Genomic DNA, 20,144 nt, shown 5'->3' with positions numbered 1-20,144 from the left:
ATTATGATTTTGATTGAAATTCACGCTGAAGGTTTTATATTTTTTAGAGAGTTATCTGAAACTGGATTTGAGCTTTATTTATAGCAACAATAACGCTAATACACTGTCTGCCATGCAGTGGTGGTCAATATTCCTGTTTTGCTGTACCGCGAATACGTCACAAATAAAGTTCTCTGAATCCCTCTTTGCTAAAAATTGGAGATCAGATGAGTACTGAACATGCTGTTAATCAAAAAACCTCTGTCGACTCTTGGAAGCGCATTGTTAGCGAGCTATTAAGCGAGGCTGGCATTGAAATTAATGGCTCCCAGCCTTTCGATATTCACGTACGCAATGACCAATTTTACAAACGAGTCTTGCAACAAGGCTCCATTGGGCTAGGCGAGAGTTATATGGACGGTTGGTGGGATTGCGAGCGTTTAGATATCTTTTTCCACCACGCACTCCGTCATGGGCTCGATAAAAAACTGCCACATAATTTCAGCGATACACTGAAAATTGCCATTGCACGCATTCGTAATTTACAAACACCAAAACGTGCGCGCATGGTTGGTGAAGAACATTACGACCTTGGTAACGACTTATTTTCACGCATGCTTGACCCTTATATGCAATATTCCTGTGGTTATTGGAAAGGGTTAGAAAATACTCCCGAAAACTTACCTTTGGCGCAAGAACAAAAATTAAAACTGATTTGCGAAAAACTGCAATTAAAACCGGGAATGCGCTTACTTGATATCGGTTGCGGTTGGGGAGGCCTTGCGGCTTTTGCTGCAAAACATTATTCAGTGTCGGTAACGGGTGTAACGATTTCTGCTGAGCAGCAAAAGTACGCACAAGCACGATGTGCTGAACTGGACGTGCAAATTCGATTAGACGATTACCGTAATCTTAATGACCAATTTGATCGCATTGTTTCCGTTGGCATGTTTGAGCATGTCGGCCCAAAAAACTATGCAACCTATTTTGATGTAGTGAAACGCAATTTAAAACCCAATGGGTTATTTTTATTGCACACTATTGGTTCCAATCGAAATAAGGTCAATGTCGATGCATGGATCAATAAATATATATTTCCAAATGGTTGCCTACCTTCACTGCAAAATATTGGTGAAAGTAGTGAAAATAAATTAGTGATGAAAGATTGGCATAACTTTGGCGCTGACTACGATAAAACGCTGATGGCGTGGTATTCACGTTTTCAAGCCGCTTGGCCTGAACTAGAAGCAAACTATACACCGCGTTTTAAACGAATGTTTTCTTATTACTTAAATGCCTGCGCGGGTGCTTTTCGAGCCCGAGACATCCAGTTATGGCAAATTTTATGGAGCCCGCAAGGTGTCGAAGGTGGCCTGCGAGTTGCAAGGTAAATCTTGGTGCAGCGAAGTGACGATGAGATCAAGCCGATTGATTTTCCAACCATCGCTCAATTACCTGCACCCCCTTTTCGATTTCTTTTCGTAACTCTGTGGGTTGTAAAGGGTCTTTCTCTAAAATAGCACACGTCGTCACTGCTGCTTGCATCCCTAAGCTGGCACAGCTACTTTTTAACTGGTGCGCCAGCCGTTTAATACGCTCGGCATCATGTTGTTGATAAGCAACTTCAATATCAGCCAATAATGGGAAAGAATGCAGCTTAAAGATGGTTATCCATTCTTGTATTTTAGGGTACCCCATCAGTTGTGCATCATCGCTCAGTTGCGATAAATTGACCTGTTGTGGACTCTCTGAAGTGGCAGGAGCAAGGTATTCACCACCTGAAATATATTTAGTAATTAATTGGTTAAGTGTATCTCGTGGAACGGGTTTTTGAATGATCCCACGAAAAATTTTATTGGTACGTTGCCGCAACGTTTCATCAATCACATGGGCACTAAAACCTATTAGGATCAGCAGCGGATATTGCTCTGAAAACTGTTTTGCCAGTGTAATGCCATCAATATCGGGCAAACCAAAATCCACCAGCGCAGCGGTAAAAGAAGGTTGTTGTGAGAGTATCGCTAACGCTTCTGCGGCTGAGCCCGCTATTGTCACCTGCGCCCCGCTTGAAATTAGCATTTCACTGCTAATTTTTTGTGTCAGCGGGTTATCTTCTATCAGCAATAAATTCACGCCGTTCATGTTAACTGGTAATCCAGTGGGCTTATCGATTGGCTTAGAAGCAAGGCAAAGGGGCAAAGTTAAGCGAAAACAGCTTCCCACCCCCAACTCGCTATTGACCGTAAGTTCCCCGCCCATGGCTTCAGCCAAGCTCGCACTGATCGTTAGCCCAAGGCCGGTTCCGCCACGCTGACTATTCACTTGCACAAACGGTTTAAAAATATCCGCCAAACGCGAGCTTTCTATGCCACACCCGGTATCTTCAACTTCAATAAACCAATATTTACCAAAGCGGCAACTGCGCAGGGTAATTTGCCCTGACTGTGTGAAGCGCAGCGCATTGCTCAATAAGTTAGTAATAATTTGCCGAATGCGTAATGGGTCGCCCTGTAGTGCTGCAGGTAAGTCATTTGCAATGTCTGCCACCATCTTGATAGCACGGTTTTTATTGCTCGCATTCATTAAATATAATGTGCTTTCTAATAACGGTTTAGGCTCAAAGGGCTCATCACTGATAGAAACATTCTGCCCCCCCGCTTCGATGGCGGAGTAATCTAAAATATCATTTAAAATAGCCAGTAAAGACTCACCTGAATCTGTGATTGCATGTAAATCTTCACGATATTGCTTGAGTGGTGGCTTTTCTAATAACAACTGAGCTGTACCTAAAATGCCATATAATGGCGTACGAATTTCATGGCTCATGGCTGCCAAAAAAGCGGATTTGGCTTGGTTGGCTTTCTCCGCTTCCGCGCGTGCTTTTCGGTGTTCTACCACCAATACTCGTAATTCTGCCGTTCGTGCTTTGACTTGGTCGGCGAGCTGTTCACGCTGACTATTCAGTGCATGAACACTTGAGCGAAATGCATCCATTAAACGCCCAATGGTGTCTAACTCTTTCACTCCCGCGGTTTCAGGAAATGCAGAGTCAATATCCCCCTCCAATAACCGTTGAAGAGCTTGTGTTTGCTGTTCTAATGGCTTGGTCACTAATCGATAAACCACGCGCCATAAAATCAAAATAAATGAAAAAAGTGACACGATGCTGAGTAACAATAACCAATTTTGCCCTCGCTCACTGGCTTGCTTGAGCTGTGCAAGTGCGGCTTGGTTACGTTGTTCAATGGTATCAACCAGTTGGGTAACTTCACTGCTAAAACGGGCGAATTGGTCAATGTTATTTTGCGATAAAATCTGTAAACGCGTGGTGATATCGTTTTCTTGGCGATATAACGCAATCAATTCCACATAACGGCTAACAACCTCCAACGCACTCCCAACTTGATTACGCACAGCGGGATCTTCAATATATTTTTGCCGACGTTTGAGGATTTTCACTGCCTGATTGAGTTGGTTATCTAATTCCGCTGCATTGGGGTTGAATGGCAAAGTGCTTAAATTTAATACCATCTGCTGAACACGCATCGCACTAAGGCGTAACTCATTCATTTGGCTAACATACTCAAGGTCGATATCAATCAAGCGATCAAGTGCGGTCTGTGCTTGTGAAGTCCGTTTCTCTTCAATCAAATCATATAAACTAACTTGCGTTGCCCCCGCAGAGGTCGCGGCATTGTTTGCCTGCCCGTGGGCTAGCTGCGCTATTTCCCCTGCCGCTGAAATGATACGCTGCTGCAGTTGTCGCTGTGTATTACGCAACGTAAGCCGTTGCCCAACTAACTCCCCCTGTTGGCTTAACGATTGGGCGATTTCTTTTTCTTGTTGCTCGATAGCCGAGGTGTCAAAGCCTTGTTGGCGAAGGGTTTTCAATAAGTTAGTAATTTTTAAGCTTTGCGCGGTTAACATTCGGCCTTGCGCAAGCCAACTGTTTTCATTATCGGCATTGGTCAGGTTTTGCGCAGAAAAAAGCTCCCATGCGCTGGCTTCACTTAATTGACGTGCCATATTCATTGTTGGGATCAAGGCTTGGGTATTATCTTGCTCAACCTGACTCACAAAACGGAGGTTATACCAACCCACAAGGGTACTTATGAACGTCAATGCGGCCATTAAGGCAAAACCCATCCATAATCGTCGAGTCAGTGATAAGTTCACGGTTTACGTACCTAGCGGTTAATAAAGGTTGAGTTCGTCTTACGAAAGCATTTAGGATAAAGGTTTATGACCAGTGAGGCTATCATGCGCGCATTTATTTTACTGTTCGTCACATTTTACGCAGTATTGGGATATGCTGCGGATAAAAATGAGGCGCTATTGCGCTGGCAAGATAACTTATCTTTCACCCATCAAAAACACCAAGTGCCTCAGGCCACTAAGGTCTGGAAGTTATGCGCCCTTTACCCAAGCTTAAAAGATTCCTATTGGTTATCCATCAATTACGGTATGCAAAAAGCAGCTCAAACTTACGGCGTCGATTTAAAAGTTTTAGAAGCTGGCGGCTATAATCAACTCGCCACTCAGCAAAAACAAATTGCCCAATGCCAACAATGGGGAGCTGACGCATTGTTGCTCGGGAGCAGCACCACATCATTTCCTAACTTAAGCCAACAAGTGGGTGATTTACCTGTAATTGAAGTGGTCAATGCCACACACGATAACATCATTAAAACTCGTGTTGGCGTGCCGTGGTTCCAAATGGGTTATCAACCCGGTCGTTACCTTGTTCAATGGAGCAAAGGCAACCCACTGAAAGTTTTGTTAATGCCCGGCCCACGTGATGCAGGCGGCAGCCAAGAAATGGAAGATGGTTTTCAACAAGCCATAACTGGTAGTAATGTGACTATTGTTGATATTGCCCATGGTGATAACGACCTTGAAATTCAACGTAATTTATTACATGAAATGTTAGAACGCCACCCAGATACCGATGTGGTTGTCGGTACTGCCATTGCGGCAGAGGCTGCAATGGGAGAAAAACGTAACCTTGCAAAACCGCTCAATATTGTGTCTTTTTATTTATCTCACCAAGTCTACCGTGGCTTAAAACGTGGCCGAATTATCATGGCAGCCAGTGACCAAATGGTTTGGCAAGGGGAACTTGTTATTGAACAAGCGATTAATGTACTCAAAGGCCGTGGCGTACCGGATAACATCAGCCCTCCGATTTTAATTCTCACACAGCAAAATGCGGATAGCGAGCACTTACGTTGTTCACTTTCTCCGGGAGGATTTCGCCCTGTTTATCAATATACATCTGCCGCTAAAAAGTAACCTTCCCCATGCTGAGTGACCAGTAAATCCGCCTTTAATTTGTGGCGCAAACGGCGGATTAGCACATCGACGGTACGCAGATCGGGGTTATCGACACGGCGGGCTGACAACATGCGTAATAACCGCTCACGGCTTAAAATTTCCCTAGGGTTCGTCACAAAGGCGACTAACATTTCATATTCAGCGCGCGTTAGTTTTATAGTTTCTTGGTCAAATTCTAACGTGTGCATGGAAACATTGAGGCAATAACCAGCAAATTGGTAGCAATTGTCTTGGGAAATGGGTTGTAAGTGTGCTTGATTCGCTAAGTCGATGCGCCATAACAGATTTTTCACACGCACAACTAGCTCCCGCAACTCCAACGGCTTCGTCACATAATCATCCGCGCCCATCTCTAAACCAACAATACGGTCAATTTGGTCGCTCCGCCCTGTCACTAAAATAATCCCGACAGTAAAGCGCTCTCGCAGTGCCCTTGTGAGCATTAAACCGTTTTCATCAGGTAAGTTAATATCCAATAAAATCAGGTCAACAGGCTGAAGTTCCATAATTTCGCGCAGTCCAGCACCACTGCCTGTGACTGAAACACGATACCCCTCTTGTTCAAAATAGGCCTGCAACCGTGCTTGAGTTACAGGTTCGTCTTCAACAACCACAATGTGATGTGATGCCATCGATTTCATCTCTTCTGTTCATATCTGTTCATATTTGTTCATATCTTGCCGCAAGCTGTTCATCCTGACCAGTACCGCTATTCATATTTACTGAATAAGATCCTCTGTATTAAACCATATTATTTTAGGGGATATTATGCGGAAACTCTGGAGAGCATTGTTAAGACCAAGTGCACGGTGGTCAATGCTCACACTACTTATCGTCGGTATTGTTGTCGGCGTTGCACTCATCGTTGTTCCTCATGTGGGGATGAAAGTCACCAGCACAACGGAATTCTGTGTTAGTTGTCACAGCATGGAAACCGTTTACGAGGAATATAAACAATCTGTTCATTTCCAAAACGCTTCCGGTGTTCGTGCAGAGTGCCACGACTGCCACATTCCTAACGACCTCCCCGGCATGATTAAACGTAAACTCGAAGCGAGCAATGATATTTATCAAACATTTATCGCGCACTCGATCGACACCCCAGAAAAATTTGAAGCGAAACGCGCTGAACTTGCAGAACGCGAGTGGGCTCGCATGAAAGAAAATAACTCCGCGACATGCCGCTCCTGCCATGATTACGATTCGATGGATCATGCGAAGCAAAACCCAGAAGCCGCGCGCCAAATGCAAATCGCGGCGAAAGACAACCAATCCTGCATTGATTGCCACAAAGGTATTGCCCATCAATTACCGGATATGAGCAGTGGTTTTCGTAAGCAATTTGACGAATTACGTGCCAAAGCAAATGACGATGGCGATACGTTATATTCCCTTGATATCAAACCGCTTTACGCTCAAAAAGGTGATAAAGACCCAGCGGGTTCATTGCTGCCAGCGTCTGAAGTCAAAGTGTTAAAGCGCGATGGGGATTGGCTACAAGTGGAAATCACAGGTTGGACAGAAACAGATGGCCGCCGCCGTGTACTTTCTGAATTACCGGGTAAGCGTATTTTCGTTGCCTCTATTCGGGGTGATGTTCAAGAAAACGTAAAAACCCTCGAAAGTACAACTGTTGAAGCGACGGATACCTCATGGAGCAAATTACAAGCCACTGCGTGGATGCAACAAGGGGATATGGTCAACGATATCAAACCAATTTGGGCTTATGCTGACTCTTTGTATAACGGTTCATGCAACCAGTGCCACGGGGCACCTGATATCGCTCACTTCGACGCTAACGGCTGGATAGGCACATTAAATGGCATGATTGGCTTTACCAGTTTAGATAAACGCGAAGAACGTACTTTATTGAAATACCTGCAAATGAATGCATCTGATACTGGTGGTGCTGCACACGGTGACAACGGAGAAAAATAATGAAAAATAATCCGACATTTCAAGCTTCCCGTCGACGCTTTCTCGCCCAACTAGGCGGGCTAACAGTGGCGGGGATGCTAGGCCCCTCATTACTAACCCCACGAAAAGCCAGTGCAGCAACGGCAGCGGAGCAAACCGCTGTGGTACAAGAAGGCATTTTAACGGGGTCACATTGGGGCGCTATTCGTGCCACCGTCGTCGATGGTCGGTTTATCGAAGCCAAAGCCTTTGAGCGTGATAAATTTCCATCCAAAATGATCGCGGGTTTACCAGACCACGTTCATGGCACTGCGCGCATTCGCTACCCAATGGTACGGGTTGATTGGCTGCGTAAACGCCATTTAAGTGATACCACCCAACGGGGAGATAACCGTTTTGTACGTGTTTCGTGGGATGAAGCCTTAGATTTATTCTATCAAGAGCTCGAACGCATTCAGACAACTTATGGCCCAAGTGGGTTATTAACGGCAAGCGGTTGGCAATCAACAGGCATGTTCCATAATGCTTCTGGGATGCTTGCCCGTGCCATCGCCCTACATGGCAATAGTGTCAGCACGGGGGGCGACTACTCCACAGGGGCTGCACAGGTTATTTTACCCCGCGTAGTGGGTTCGATGGAGGTCTACGAACAGCAAACTTCATGGCCACTGGTATTAGAAAACAGTAAAACCATCGTGTTATGGGGCTCTGACCTGATTAAAAATCAACAAGCTAACTGGTGGTGTCCAGACCACGACGTATACGCCTATTATGAGCAGCTCAAAGAAAAAGCAGCGAGCGGTGAGATAAACGTCATCAGTATTGACCCCATCATCACCTCCACTCATGATTACCTTGGACGTGGTAATGTTCAGCATATTGCCATTAATCCGCAAGCTGACGTGCCGTTGCAACTTGCGTTAGCCCATACGCTGTATACGGAAGGCTTACACGATAAAAACTTCCTCAAAGATTACTGTGTTGGCTTTGACCAGTTTGTACCCTATTTACTGGGGGAAAAAGATGGGCAACCCAAAGACGCACAATGGGCAGCGAAAATTTGTGGTATCGATGCCGAAACCATCCGTACACTTGCACGCCAAATGGCCGCCAACCGTACGCAAATTATTGCGGGCTGGTGTGTACAACGTATGCAGCATGGTGAGCAATGGTCGTGGATGATTGTCGTCTTAGCGGCAATGTTAGGGCAAATTGGTTTACCGGGAGGCGGGTTTGGGTTCGGCTGGCACTACAACGGTGCAGGCACACCAAGCCGCCAAGGAATTATTTTAAGTGGTTTTTCTGGTTCAACCAAAGTCCCGCCAATTCACGACAGCAATGATTACAAGGGCTATAGCAGTACCATTCCAATCGCACGTTTTATCGATGCGGTTCTAGAGCCGGGTAAAACCATTAATTGGAACGGTAAATCCGTCAAACTACCGCCATTAAAAATGTGCGTGTTTGCAGGGACTAACCCGTTCCATCGCCACCAGCAAATTAACCGTATTATTGAGGGGTGGCGTAAGCTTGAAACTGTGGTTTCGATTGATAACCAATGGACATCTACCTGCCGTTTTGCCGATATTGTCTTGCCTGCCACAACGCAATTTGAGCGTAATGACCTCGACCAATACGGTAACCACTCTAATCGAGGCATTATTGCGATGAAACAGTTGGTTGAGCCGCAGTTTGAATCGCGCAACGATTTTGATATTTTCCGTGATTTATGCCGTCGTTTTGGACGTGAAGACGCATTCACCGAAGGCTTAGACCAAATGGGCTGGCTCAAACGGATTTGGCAAGAAGGCAGCCAGCAAGGAAAAGGCCGCGGGATCCATTTACCTGCTTTTGATGCATTCTGGGAAAAAGACGGTTATGTGGAATTTGAACATCCGCAAATGTTTGTTCGCCACCAAGCCTTTAGGGAAGATCCTGATTTAGAACCGCTGGGTACGCCAAGCGGCTTGATTGAGATTTACTCAAAAACTATCGCAGATATGCAGTACGATGACTGCCAAGGTCACCCGATGTGGTTTGAAAAAATTGAACGCTCCCACGGTGGTCCAGGGTCAAAGCAATGGCCTCTGCATTTGCAATCTGCCCACCCAGATTTTCGCTTGCACTCGCAATTATGTGAATCGCCAGCGTTACGCCAATATTATTCCGTGAGTGGTAAAGAACCGGTATTCATCAGCCCTCAAGATGCTAAAGCTCGTGGAATTCATAATGGTGATGTCGTGCGGGTCTTTAATGACCGAGGGCAAGTCTTAGCGGGTGCCGTGGTTTCGGACTTGTATACCCAAGGTGTTGCCCGTATTCACGAAGGTGCTTGGTATGACCCCACCAAAGGCGGTGAAATCAATGCATTGTGTAAATATGGCAACCCTAACGTATTAACGTTAGATATTGGTACATCACAATTAGCCCAAGCCACCAGCGCGCATACGACCTTAGTGGAAATCGAGAAATTCACTGGGCAAATCGATAGCGTCAGTGCATTTGATGGGCCAATTGAAATGGTGGCACAATGTGAATATGTGCCTGCATCACAGGTGAACAAATGACCAATCACAGTGTATTAACCGCGGAACAGATAGCCTGTATTTATGCATGGCTAGCACAGCTATTCTCACGTGAATTGGATAGCAGCCAATTGGCACAACTACAGTCCACCGATATGGTGGGCTGGTTTGCCATTCTTGAGCTAGAACCGTCATTGAGTGCGACAACCTATGAATTAAAGGCAAAAATAGATGCCCTTGCACATCGACCTGATGCCCAATTAGAACTGGCTGCGGATTTTTGCAGCCTGTTTTTAATGTCAGACAAACAATCAGCCCTACCTTATGCCTCGGTTTACCCAAGTGACGCACAAAATAACACACAAATTACGCGTTTGTTATTCGAAGCAGGAATGGAAACCAGTGGTGTATTTAATGAACCGCCAGACCATCTTTCCATCTTTTTGGAACTACTCAGCCACCTGCATTTTTCATTAAATGAACCCGCTATTGACCATGAAAAAGTCAGGCAATTACGCCAGCAAACCTTATCGATTTTATTGCCGTGGCTACCTACATTTAGCCACAATTGCCAACGTTATGATGAATTCGGTTTTTATAGTGCATTAAGCCAACTGTTGCTTGCATTAGTTCAGTTGGATGAGCAAGACAGCTAAACTCAACCAAAAGGTCGTTTTATTTATCTTTCTAAATAAACGGCCTTTTGGTTACTACTACCTGCATTTCCCTCAAATGCCCGCTTAATCGCATTCAAAACTTTATTCGAAACGGCTAACCCTCCTATACTACCTATTCTGTTTTCCGCTTCCCCAAAGGTATTTTATGACTATTCAATACAGGCAATGCCACACTTCACAGCTCACTGATGACGAAAAAGACGCTTTATTCGATATGTTATTTGTCGGGTTTGAAGGGGATTTCACGCGGGATGATTTTGAGCACACCTTGGGGGGTATGCACGTGTTTGCCTATGACCAACATCGTATCGTGGGTCACGTAGCGATTATTCAGCGCCATATGGCGATTAATGATAAGCCGATTTCGGTGGGGTATGTTGAAGCAATGGCGGTACTGGAAAGTTATCGCCGTCAAGGTATTGGCCGTGAATTGATGTCTATGACCAATACCATCATCGGCAATTGCTATCAACTTGGCTTACTGTCAGCCTCTGACGAAGGGTTTCACCTGTATCAATCCCTCGGTTGGAAAGTGTGGAAAGGTACCTTGTTTGAATTACGCCAAGGCGCTTATGTTCACTCTGAAGGTGAAGAAGGCGGCGTGATGGGCTGGTCTAAAGATAATTCGGTTGAATTTACTGAATCCCTGTACTGCGACTTTCGCGGTGGCGATCAGTGGTAATGGCCTGAATATCAGGCCAATCACTATAACCAAGCCTTATTTACTGATAGTCAGGTCTGGCTGAATAAGGCTATAAATGCGCTTTTTCAATTCAGGTTGTCTCGCAAGTTGATAAACCTGCGCAGCAACATCAGCACGCATCACTAACCCATGCACTTCAGTATTTTGCTGCAAAATAGACTTTCCTGTTGCCTCTCCATGAAGTAACCCGCCAGGTCGTACAATGGCAAAATCAAGGGAGCTGGTTTGTAACCATGATTCCGCCAGTGATTTTTCCCTTACGGCTTGGCCGAAAGCAGCTTTTGACCGTAAAGAGAGATACTGCCATGAATCTCCACACCCCAAAGAGGTTACGAATATCATACGGGAGATCCCCGCTTGCTCTACACAATCAATAACGGTACGGTTTGCCAAATAATCTTGCGAGCCCCCCATGGTGGAAATCACGGTTGCGCCAGCACCTGCAGCTTCGCACGCCGCAGCCACAATAGCTTTATCGCAAGCATCCCCCACAAATACTCTCACCCCTTGCAATGACAACTTTTCAGCGGCTTCGGCATTACGTACCACGGCCACCACTTGCTGCTGATTTGCAATCGCAAGCTGGGCTATCATGTTCCCAACCCCTTTTCCACCTGCACCAAAAAGTAGCCACTGAGCCATACATTCACCTTAGTTATTCACGGAAATTACGCATCACGCTACCAGACTAATTGAAATATAAAAACCATTCATTTAGAAAATACCACCAGCCAAGCTTACGCTTATCCCTTTTTCCTATCCAATAATGGTCTAAAGATCGCGACAATAATCGCAATGCTTTTATCAATATTGAGGGAAAAAGCGATGTCGTTTGTGATAATACTGGCGCAGGGAGGAAATGTTGACTGATAACTCAACGGCCTACTTTAATGACCCAGCCCTTGGTATTCACAGGGCTGATACTTGATGGTTTATCGTTACGCTTATTGCGCAAGTAACTCTAACAGAGTTTGCTCCAATACAGGTAATGCAGCGCCGTAAATACGTGAATTGCGGTTAATCTGACTCATTGAAAGTTCGGGAAGTGTTTGCCCAAAAAATTTGTTTTGCTGTTGAAAGTTTTCACAAAACGTTGCCCAAACTTGCGGGTTTTTCACAAATGGACCTGAAACAATTAAACGTGATGGGAAAAAAACTCGGCAAATATTGGATGCTGCATTAGCCATATGAATAATCGCTTGTTGCATTACGGTATTATCGGTTAAATCGCAACCTGCTAATATTTCAGCGATATTCTCCTCATCATCATGAGCCTTAAATTGGCTACCAAGTACATCAGGCCCAATGGACCATAATGCTGTCACTGTTTCTAAACACCCCACTTGCCCACATTGGCAAGGTTTTATTTGCTGGGGGATATGCCAATGGCCTATCTCTCCAAAACCATGTCCGCCAACATTAATGTGGTTATCTGCAGTACTAAATGCGACACCAACACCGTATCCCCAATGAAGTAATAAGGTGCTTTTATTACGCTCAAGAACATGAAGCATCAGCTCATCGTCCAGTGTACGCGACAAAACAACCCGATATTTTTCTGGAAATAATTTTTTGATATTCAGATTATTCATTTGGGGCCAACGGGAGGCGTGTATCCAATGGTAAGTCTGGCTGTCAAAAATTCCCCCTAAAGAAAACACACACCCAGCGACTTCCGCTGATTTAGGGATCTTTGCCATAATCTTTTCATGAAGTTGGCTAAATTTATCGGCTAACGCCTGATTATCACAATCAGGGGATGCCTCTAGCTGTTCATGGGCAATAACATTTGACACTAAATTAATAGCAAAAACATGCAACGACAAGCTGATCACTTGAAAAACTAATGTAATTAATCTGTTAGGGTTAACAACCAAAACCATTGATGGCCTTCCTCTACCTGAGTTTTGGCTAATTGTTTCAGTTAATAATCGGCTATCAAGGAGTTGAGCAACGTATTCAGACACCGTTGTCGAGCGAATATTCAACAATTTTACAGCTTCGCGGCGAGTTGCTATTTGCCCATTTAAAATAGCAAAGAATATACGCTCTTTGTCATGGGTAATGGGTTGCGTTATTGGTAACTGTGATAAAAAACTGGTCGTTTGTTTAAGTATCATAATAATGAGATATGAAGCTGTTTAGTCAATGCACTATTCTAAATAATCGCCTTACACGATAGGATAGAAATAAGTCATTTTTAGACAGCCTAGCCCTTATATGTGCGGAAAATTGTGAATCGCTATCAACAAAGTATGCCTTAAGGAATAGCAGTCAATCAATCCCTATTCACAAAAGAAAATACAAACAAATCATTAGAAAGCACAATAGACAAGAAGGGCTTTAGACTCTAGACACGCCAACTACGGATAAGTAGCAGGGAAATCCGTCTCTCTGCTACTTGGTTATTAACGTATTCTATCGTCTATCATTTTAAAATACGTATTCACGCACAATATATTCACCTAATACACAACTGATGACATTCATGTTTTCATCCCATTTCACTGCGGATATTTGAGGGGTGATCCCATGGAAGTCAAATGCGGGTTGCAAATAACGTAATGGGTTCATCCTCACCATCATGATAGCCTCATCAAATTTAGCAATTTTATGTGTAACAACATTACGAATAGCCTGATCTAACGTTAAACTAGACCCCGCTAAGTTTACCTCTCCTGGTACACGCACAGTGCCATCAGCCGCTCGCTCAATCGACATCGTAGCAAATTGGTAATACCCTGCCTGATTACACCCTGCTGCACTAACTGCATCTGTCACCAATATTGACCTTGCTAATGTTTTAGTTCGCAATAAATTTTTTAATGCAGGAAATGGAATATGAATCCCATCCGCAATAAAACTTGCGCCAATAGCATCACAACTTAATTGTGCTTGCAGCGTATTGTCCAATTTCGGTAAGTGTTGTGGGATCCCATTACCTAAATGGGTGCTCATGCAAACCCCTGCACTTGCTGCTTCCTCCATTTGGTTAAAATTGATATTCGAATGCCCCACTGCGATGCATTTCCCCGCAGCCACTAACTGCCTTGTAAATTGAAAGTCTGTATCAAATTCAGGTGCGTAAGTGATTAATAAAATTGGCTTAGTCACTTCCTGCTCAAGCCGACTGATTAACCGCGCATCTGGCTTAATAATTTCGTTAGCTGGATGGCACCCTGCATAACCTACTTCTGAATTAATAAAAGGGCCTTCTAAATGATAACCAGGAACCATCCATGGCCCTAAGCGACTTGTTGATACAGCCTTATCAAGAGCACGGAATCGTTCTATCAATGATGATTCTGATGCTGTAATTAATGTAGGCAAACAGAGTGTAACGCCTGTTTTTAACATCGCTTCTAACGCATGATCCAATGCCTCTGCGGTGATTTTTTCGTCATTAAAATCAACACCCGCAAAACCATTGACTTGAATATCAAATAAGCCACCCGTCATCTTCATAATTTGTTCCTTCAATGCTTTTCCTTAATCAATTTTTGATAACAATGACGCAGAATCTTTATCTAAAAATATTTGGCATTGGGGATGATTTTGTACAATAGATGCTGGCACACGGTTGGTGATTTCACCCTCAAGTGTGTTTTTCACTGCCGCCGCTTTTCGTAAATCAGGAATACTCAATATTAATGATTTTGAACGCATAATTTGTGGAATACTCATAGAAATAGCCTGCTTAGGTACTTCATCTAAACTCGCAAACCATTTTTCGCCCAACTGTTGCCGTCTACAATCTTCATCAAGGTTAACAACAAGATATGCAGAGGTAGAATGAAAATCAGCGGGTGGATCATTAAATGCTAAGTGAGCATTCTCACCAATACCTGCGAAACAGACATCAATGTCATACTGAGCGATAATTTCGTTAAGTCTTTGAATTTCCTTTTCAATATCAGAAGCGGAACCATTCACACCAACAAATTGGTGTAACGTGGGTAATTTATCCACTAAGCGTTCTTGTAAATAACGGCGAAAACTCGCTGGGTGATTCTCATCCAGACCAATATATTCATCTAAATGAAAAATAGTAATCCTTGACCAATCAATATCCTCTTTGATTAAGCAATCCAACATCTCAAACTGACTTGCACCCGTGGCGACAATAATGGCAATTTCGGCTTTTTTGCTCATTGCTTGTTTAATTGCCTCTGTACCTGCCCTGCTGGCTTTTTCACCTAAGACATGTTTAGTGTCAGAAATAATAATATTCATACTAACCTCATGTTAAATATTGATACGACCACACATGGCCTTATTGATGTTGTTTTAAATTTTTCGCCATTTGCACCGCGGTTAACGTCAGTACACAACAGAAAATTAAGTAATAGACAACATAGGTGGGTTTACCATCACCGACTGTCACAAGGGCGGTAGCAATAACAGGTGTCGAACCTGCAAAAATCACACTGTTCAATTCACGTGAAAGAGCGATGCCGGAATAGCGGTATTGTGTTGGAAATAAGTTAGCTAAGAATGCGCCCTGAGCACCTGAGGTTGCACCGTGCCCAATACCATAAGCAATACACATACCAAGCGTTGCTAATACTAAGCTGCCACTACCCAAGAACCAGAATAAAGGAAAAGCAAAAGCCCCGAGAAAAATAGCGCCAAAAGAAAAAATTGTAGTGGTACCGTATTTATCTGTTAAGCGCCCCATGACGGGTGTCATTATGGTATTCACCAGCACAGCAACCATTAGCGCCATCAATCCATCAGATTTTTCCATTCCTAATGTATTAGTCAGATAACTAATACTGAACACACTTAGAACGTAACCATTTGCTTGATGGCCGGCCAAACTGAAGAAACCGCACAATAAATTTTTTCTGCTGTGTATAAAAAGTTCTTTAATAGGGATCTTTTGTTCTTTTTTCTCTTTTTCCGCTTTTTCGACGGATTTAACGTATTCAGGTGTTTCATCTAGTTGTTTACGGATATAAATCGCAACAATAAATAAAACGATGGACAACAAGAAAGGTACCCGCCATCCCCAACTCATAAAGGCTTCATCGGGCAATTGTGTCACTGCAAAAAATGCTGCCGTGGAGAGCAGTATCGCAATACCTGTAGAGGCGTTAATTAATGATGTATAAAAACCTCGCTGCTTCATAGGTACATACTCTGCCACAAAGGTTTGAGCCCCTGCTAATTCAGCGCCAGAGCCAAACCCCTGCATTAACCTAATGACAACCAGAGCTATCGTTGCCCAAATGCCAATATGGTAATACGTGGGTAGCAATCCCAGTGCTAATGTCGCTATCCCCATCAAAACGATCGCAAAAATAAGTGCGGGTTTTCGACCATAACGGTCACCAATATGGGCAATGATGACGCCGCCTAGTGGTCGTGAAATAAAACCAACAGCAAAAGTCAAAAATGCAGCCAATGTTGCAATTGTTGGCGATAAGTTTGGAAAATACAGTTTGTTAATCACCAACCCTGCTGCAGCACCATAGAGAGAATAGTCATACCATTCAATCACAGTGCCTGACACGCTTGCCATCATCACTTTTCTAATCGTTTTTTTATCTGCCGCGGGTTTATCAACCGCGGCATCTGTAGCTAATTGTTCTGAAATAGTGTCACTCATACTGCCCCCTACATTTTAGGAATACATTATTTGAGGTATGTTTTGTTCAAACAAAACGGACAAAAAGCGCGCACTATTGAAACTAACACTGAGACAATTATTTTAGAACACAATTGTTCTTAATTTAATTAAAAATGAGATCGGAATCAAATTTAATCGATAAAGCAGCAATGGAATTTGAATAAACCAATTTTATATTCTACCTGAATTATCACTGAATCGTGTTTTTTACACAGGAGAAATATGGAGACAATAAAATTTTTACGTATAAAAACAACATGTTGAATGATGTCATTTGATTATTACTTTAATAAAAAAATTTAACCTGTACACTTTCATTATTCATAGTTTAGATTTTTAGCACTCCCTTTAAATTTAAAACAAAAATGTTTTTAATTTTAAATTAAATGTTGAAATAATCTTGTTAAGTAATCTTTTTATGATAGGACGTGATGATGGATAACAACAAAAATCAGTTAACGCCTCGAATAATACACATTGGCTTTGGGGCATTTCATCGTGCTCATCAAGCACTTTATACTCATCTATTAATTGAGCAATACCAGTCTGATTGGGGGTATTGTGAAATCAATTTAATGTCAGAGCGTGGCGCTGAGCTCATCCGTCAATTAAAGAAACGCCACTGCACTTACGTACTATTAGAAAAAGATGAAGAAAAAGCGACACTAACAACGATTAATTCGATAAAAGAAGCAATGCACCCGCGTATTGATGGTGTGCGTGCTGTTATTGAAAAAATGGCAGCACCTGACACCGCGATTATCTCTCTAACAATAACGGAGAAAGGCTATTGCACTGATCCTTCAACAAATAAACTCAATTTATCGCATCCAGCAATACTGCATGATATCGCCTTTCCTGAAACGCCAGAATCTGTTTTAGGCTATATCCTCGCAGCTCTCAAAATACGTTTTCAGCAAGACCTTCCCCCTGTGACCATACTTTCTTGCGACAATATTAGAAATAATGGCGAGGTTGCACGGAACGCTATTTTAAGTTTGGCTAAACAACAAGATAGTAAGTTAGCTTTGTGGATTGAGCGGAATATTACATTTCCAAGCACAATGGTCGATAGAATAGTCCCAGCGATGACTGAAGGATCTTTTTATGAAATCAAGCAATTAACAGGTGACGATGATCCGTGCTCAATCATCAGTGAACCATTTCGGCAATGGGTTATTGAAGATAACTTTGCAAACGGTCGACCAGATTGGCAATATGTTGGCGCGCAATTTGTTAAGGATGTGGCGCCTTATGAAATGATGAAACTAAGAATGTTAAATGGCAGCCATTCGTTTCTTGCTTATTTAGGCTATCTGGGAGGATATGAGTTTATATCTGATGCCATGCAAAATCAGGATTATTATCACATCGTACAACGAATAATGCTAAATGAGCAAAAACCCACACTCAGCCTACCTGATGGTATTGACCTTAACCAATATGCCCAACAGTTATTAGCACGCTTTGCCAATCGGGCCATCAAGCATAAAACAGCACAGATAGCCGTTGATGGCAGCCAAAAATTACCCCAGCGCTTGCTCGACTCTATACTTTGGCACCAACAAAATGGTTCGGACTACCCTTTACTTGCCTTAGGGGTGGCCGCTTGGATGAAATATGTCAGCGGCATAAATGAAAATGGAGAGCCTATTGCTATCAAAGATCCACTTAGTCACGAATTTTCGAAAATTTATCAACGCTATGGTACATCCTTAGAAGCCGTTGATGCCCTCTTAAAAATTGATGTGATATTTGGGCCGGAATTTTCACAACATAATGATATTGCGAATGAAATTAAAATAGCATACCAAAAATTATTAACACTTGGAGCACAGAAAACCGTCAGTTATTACTTAACAAAAACCAATTAATAATATTGAAATTCAACTCGGGTTAAATAGCTAACATTAGCCCGAGCCATTTCTTGCTTATAACACTGACCGACCTTCAAATTGCTACCCTATTCTTGCTTTCCAATTAACAAATGTTCAATTTTGGGATCTTGATCAAAAACCCTTATCAATATAGGTATATTTTAATTTATAAAATTTATTTGATGAAAATAAGCAAGATCAGCGATAGTTAATTACCCTAAAAATAGAACAACTTCTAGATTAAAATAAAAAATAAAGTGCCAAATGTTTATTACTATCACTATTTAAAATTCAATTATCACCATTACATAAATAAATTAAAAGTCATTATTTCTTCAGAGTGAATAGAAAAATAAGAACAAAATCACATTATTCCGCGAGTTCACGGTTTTTTACTGAAATTAACCAAGCAATCAAAAATATTTATGAAACAACATGTTAAAAAATTAAAATAATTTTGTACCTCAATGAAAAATAGACAAATATTGCAAAATAATTAATTGATAATGATTCTCTTTATTTTGATTTATTAATAAATATTAATTTATTGGTTTTAACCATGCCTTTTAGGCATGGCTGAGACTTTTTCGGAATATTGTCAGGAAAATAGTTTCATGGATAGTATGAATACGCAAATAATGCTTTTTTATTATAAATATATGCGAATTACTCTTAAAAACATTTTCAATGAAAGGTAACACTATGGGTATATTAAAAGATAGTAAGTTGCTTTTAGTTGGCTTGCTCGTCATTATGCTTGCGGAAGCGATAGGCCAAATTAAAATCAGCTTAGTCATGGTTTTTCCAATGCTATATTCCATGCTAATGGGGGGGATTATCAGCTTCCCAAAATTCAAAATTCTTAATGAACAAAATATGGCGCGTGCTAGCTCAATTATGAGTGTCGCGTTAGTTATCTTAATTGCAAAATTAAGCACCTCTGTTGGTGCATCTTGGGAAAAAATTATTCAAGCTGGTGGCGCGCTGATCCTTCAAGAAGTTGGCCACTTTATCGGAACTATTTTACTCGGTTTACCACTCGCCATCATGTTAGGTATGGGACGTGAGGCGGTTGGGGCAACTTACTCTATTGGTCGTGAACCTAACATCGCCATCATCGAAGCTAAATACGGTTTAAGCTCACCAGAAGGCCGTGGCGTCATGGCTATGTACATCTGCGGTACGTTATATGGTGCTGTTTGGATGGGGATTATTGCCAGCGTTATTGCAGGACTCGATATTATGAGCCCACTTGCGTTAGCGATGGGTGCTGGTGTGGGTAGTGGTTCGATGTTAGCCGCGTCTGTTGCGCCATTATTAGAACTTTATCCTCAACATGCAGCGGATATCCAAGCGTTCTCATCATCCGCAAACTTGATGTCTTCCGTTTTAGGTCTGTACATCTACATTTTCTTCTCCTTACCTTTTGCCTCTTTCTTGTACAACAAACTGAAAAGAAAACGTGCAACGGCATCAGCGGATACAGAATAAGGATACGAA

15 protein-coding genes are annotated in these 20,144 nt (G+C 42.6%); 8 read left to right on the top strand and 7 right to left on the bottom strand.

What is annotated here, in order from left to right; genetic code table 11:
• Window positions 1-206 precede the first annotated feature (206 nt).
• Entirely contained in the window at window positions 207-1,370 is a 1,164-nt protein-coding gene (gene cfa / locus J6836_RS01765; RefSeq protein ID WP_219246233.1) for a cyclopropane fatty acyl phospholipid synthase, read from the top strand.
• A 28-nt stretch (window positions 1,371-1,398) separates the two neighbouring features.
• Here the strand turns inward: cfa and torS are convergent, their stop codons facing one another.
• Entirely contained in the window at window positions 1,399-4,155 is a 2,757-nt protein-coding gene (gene torS / locus J6836_RS01760) for a TMAO reductase system sensor histidine kinase/response regulator TorS (RefSeq protein WP_219246231.1), read from the bottom strand.
• A gap of 84 nt (window positions 4,156-4,239) precedes the next feature.
• Here torS and torT point away from each other — a divergent pair, with 84 nt between their 5' ends.
• A complete protein-coding gene (gene torT / locus J6836_RS01755) occupies window positions 4,240-5,271 on the top strand; it encodes a TMAO reductase system periplasmic protein TorT (protein WP_219249334.1) in 1,032 nt (343 codons plus the stop codon).
• On the opposite strand, the gene torR is transcribed toward torT, so the two are convergent.
• A complete protein-coding gene (gene torR, locus J6836_RS01750) occupies window positions 5,244-5,945 on the bottom strand; it encodes a two-component system response regulator TorR (RefSeq protein WP_219246230.1) in 702 nt (233 codons plus the stop codon). The two genes, torT and torR, sit on opposite strands and share 28 nt — an antisense overlap.
• A gap of 136 nt (window positions 5,946-6,081) precedes the next feature.
• Here torR and torC point away from each other — a divergent pair, with 136 nt between their 5' ends.
• The 4 genes from torC to J6836_RS01730 all read left to right on the top strand — a co-directional run bounded on the left by torC (window position 6,082) and on the right by J6836_RS01730 (window position 11,114).
• Window positions 6,082-7,251, top strand: a complete 1,170-nt coding sequence (gene torC / locus J6836_RS01745; protein WP_219246228.1) for a pentaheme c-type cytochrome TorC — start codon at window positions 6,082-6,084, stop codon at window positions 7,249-7,251.
• The gene (gene torA, locus J6836_RS01740) at window positions 7,251-9,797 is read left to right on the top strand and encodes a trimethylamine-N-oxide reductase TorA (RefSeq protein ID WP_219246225.1); all 2,547 of its coding nucleotides are present in this window, start codon (window positions 7,251-7,253) and stop codon (window positions 9,795-9,797) included. Before torC ends, torA begins: the two co-directional genes overlap by 1 nt.
• Window positions 9,794-10,411 (top strand): molecular chaperone TorD, encoded by a 618-nt coding sequence (gene torD, locus J6836_RS01735; RefSeq protein WP_219246208.1) that lies wholly within the window; start codon window positions 9,794-9,796, stop codon window positions 10,409-10,411. Before torA ends, torD begins: the two co-directional genes overlap by 4 nt.
• Window positions 10,412-10,577: 166 nt before the next feature.
• Window positions 10,578-11,114: a GNAT family N-acetyltransferase gene (locus J6836_RS01730; protein WP_219246207.1), complete on the top strand. Its 537-nt coding sequence runs from the start codon at window positions 10,578-10,580 to the stop codon at window positions 11,112-11,114.
• A 36-nt stretch (window positions 11,115-11,150) separates the two neighbouring features.
• Here the strand turns inward: J6836_RS01730 and J6836_RS01725 are convergent, their stop codons facing one another.
• The 5 genes from J6836_RS01725 to J6836_RS01705 all read right to left on the bottom strand — a co-directional run bounded on the left by J6836_RS01725 (window position 11,151) and on the right by J6836_RS01705 (window position 16,746).
• Complete coding sequence (locus tag J6836_RS01725) at window positions 11,151-11,777, bottom strand: NAD(P)H-binding protein (protein ID WP_219246206.1); 627 nt, start codon at window positions 11,775-11,777, stop codon at window positions 11,151-11,153.
• A 302-nt stretch (window positions 11,778-12,079) separates the two neighbouring features.
• A complete protein-coding gene (locus tag J6836_RS01720) occupies window positions 12,080-13,255 on the bottom strand; it encodes an ROK family protein (RefSeq protein WP_219246205.1) in 1,176 nt (391 codons plus the stop codon).
• A 313-nt stretch (window positions 13,256-13,568) separates the two neighbouring features.
• The gene (locus J6836_RS01715; protein ID WP_219246204.1) at window positions 13,569-14,600 is read right to left on the bottom strand and encodes an N-acetylglucosamine-6-phosphate deacetylase; all 1,032 of its coding nucleotides are present in this window, start codon (window positions 14,598-14,600) and stop codon (window positions 13,569-13,571) included.
• 24 nt (window positions 14,601-14,624) lie between these two features.
• Window positions 14,625-15,368, bottom strand: coding sequence for a glucosamine-6-phosphate deaminase (locus J6836_RS01710; protein WP_219246203.1), 744 nt, complete (start codon window positions 15,366-15,368; stop codon window positions 14,625-14,627).
• Between the two features lie 40 nt (window positions 15,369-15,408).
• Window positions 15,409-16,746, bottom strand: coding sequence for an MFS transporter (locus J6836_RS01705; protein WP_219246202.1), 1,338 nt, complete (start codon window positions 16,744-16,746; stop codon window positions 15,409-15,411).
• Between the two features lie 455 nt (window positions 16,747-17,201).
• Between J6836_RS01705 and J6836_RS01700 the strand changes: the two genes are divergently transcribed.
• Together J6836_RS01700 and J6836_RS01695 are read left to right on the top strand one after the other, a co-directional pair.
• On the top strand, window positions 17,202-18,641 hold the full coding sequence (locus J6836_RS01700) for a mannitol dehydrogenase family protein (RefSeq protein WP_255586302.1): 1,440 nt from the start codon (window positions 17,202-17,204) through the stop codon (window positions 18,639-18,641).
• Window positions 18,642-19,346: 705 nt separating this feature from the next.
• Entirely contained in the window at window positions 19,347-20,135 is a 789-nt protein-coding gene (locus J6836_RS01695) for a DUF3100 domain-containing protein (protein WP_219246200.1), read from the top strand.
• The last annotated feature ends 9 nt before the right edge of the window (window positions 20,136-20,144 follow it).

It is taken from the genome of Providencia sp. R33 (assembly GCF_019343475.1).
Taxonomy (GTDB): domain Bacteria; phylum Pseudomonadota; class Gammaproteobacteria; order Enterobacterales; family Enterobacteriaceae; genus Providencia.
Note: the sequence above shows the minus strand (reverse complement) of the source record. Positions and strands in the feature narration are given on the sequence as shown.